Genomic DNA, 1,818 nt, shown 5'->3' with positions numbered 1-1,818 from the left:
AATCATTAACAGATCTTGCGAATGTGCTTCGCCATCATCTTGGCCGCGAAGACCTGCTCGATTTAGCGTTTGAACAATTACACGAGCTTGCTGAAAAGCTACAAGACTATTTTGAATGCAAAGACATGCAAGCGGCTTACAGTGTCGAGTTAGGCCCACGTTTTATCATGCTTCGGCTTAGCCCCATTAATGTGGCCAAACAATGCCAGCAGCTGTTTGATGCCAAAACCCGTTGGATTTTTACCTCGGCGACCTTGCAAGTAAACCGAAGTTTAGGCCATTTTGCGACCGAGCTTGGCTTATCATCCGCGAAGCAAATTATTTTAGACAGTCCGTTTGATTACCCTAATCAAGCGGTATTTTGTGTGCCGCGCCATTTAGGTAAAGTAGGGCAGTCGCAACATACAGTTAAACAATTAGTTGATGTGTGTGTTCAAGCTATCAACGCCGCTCAAGGCCGTACGTTCATATTGTTTACTAGTCATCAAATGCTCGAACAAGTTGCATCCGCTTTACAAGGTAAAGTCGCTTATCCATTATTGGTACAAGGCCAAGCTAGCAAACAAAGTTTATTAAATAAATTTAGGCAATTGGGTAATGCAGTGTTGCTCGGCACCAGCAGTTTTTGGGAAGGAGTCGATGTTCGCGGTAAGTTACTCAGCTGCGTGATTATCGATAAATTGCCGTTTGTATCGCCAGATGATGCTTTATACAAAGCACGGGCCGCTAATGCTGAACGCCAGGGACTTGATCCCTTTAGCCATATTTCTCTGCCACAAGCGGTGATAAGTTTAAAGCAAGGAGTCGGGCGGCTAATACGTGATGAAAAAGATCGCGGTGTGCTTATTTTGTGCGATAACCGTATCGTTAATCGTGCTTATGGGCAGGCGTTTATTAATTCGTTGCCGCCAATGCAGCGCACACGTGACTTAGACCTAGCATTACAATTTTTAAAACAAATCCCTTAAGCTTTTTAAAACCGTGCGCATCAGTTATCATATTGAGTCTATTTGATGTTTTTTTACTGGGTAACCCATCATAATGCCAAAGCCGTTAACCATTCTCGCTCTTGATACTTGCACCGAAACTTGCTCTGCTGCGTTAACCATTAATGGCAACGTGTTTTCGCTTATTGCTGATTCACCACGTGAGCATAGCCAACGAATACTACCCATGGTTGATGAAGTGCTCGCTCAAGCCAAAGTGACATTGGCCGATGTGGATATGATTGCTTATGGCCGCGGTCCTGGCAGTTTTACTGGTATCCGTATTTGTACCAGTATGACTCAAGGCTTAGCTTTAGGACTCGATTTACCGGTTATTGGCATTTCGACCTTAGCGGCAATGGCCCAATTAGCCATAACAGAACAAGGTGCCACGCAAATTTTGTGTTGTATTGATGCGCGTATGAAGGAAGTTTATTGGGGCCAATACATTGCCAAAGACGGCATTGCAACGTTAGTAGGCGAAGAGCACGTTAGTGCGCCTGAAGCGATTGAGTTGATCCTCGACACACAACAAAATATTAGTGTTTGTGGCACTGGCTTTGAAGCTTACCCACAGTTATTAACGATAGCGCCACACATGACACCATGCATTGAAGCGACTTATCCAGATGCGAAAGCTATGTTAGTTTTGGCACAACAAGGTCATCAACAAGGTTTGCATACTACTGTTGATGAACTTTCGCCGGTATACCTTCGTGATACCGTTACATGGAAAAAACTTCCGGGCCGAGAATAGCCATTGACGGTTATTTGACATAGAGTATAAGGTACGAATAAAGGTAAATGGTGTCGTTAATGACGATAAATGCAG

2 protein-coding genes are annotated in these 1,818 nt (G+C 44.0%); both read left to right on the top strand.

Annotation, left to right across the window (positions count from 1 at the left end; all coding sequences use genetic code 11):
• The coding region (locus tag CXF78_RS16215) for an ATP-dependent DNA helicase (RefSeq protein ID WP_145991508.1) at positions 1–968 on the top strand (968 nt) is incomplete at its 5' end.
• A 73-nt stretch (positions 969–1,041) separates the two neighbouring features.
• A complete protein-coding gene (gene tsaB / locus CXF78_RS16210) occupies positions 1,042–1,743 on the top strand; it encodes a tRNA (adenosine(37)-N6)-threonylcarbamoyltransferase complex dimerization subunit type 1 TsaB (protein ID WP_102037363.1) in 702 nt (233 codons plus the stop codon).
• Positions 1,744–1,818 lie beyond the last annotated feature (75 nt).

It is taken from the genome of Shewanella sp. 11B5 (assembly GCF_002836795.1).
GTDB classification, from domain to species: domain Bacteria; phylum Pseudomonadota; class Gammaproteobacteria; order Enterobacterales; family Shewanellaceae; genus Shewanella; species Shewanella frigidimarina.
Note: the sequence above shows the minus strand (reverse complement) of the source record. Positions and strands in the feature narration are given on the sequence as shown.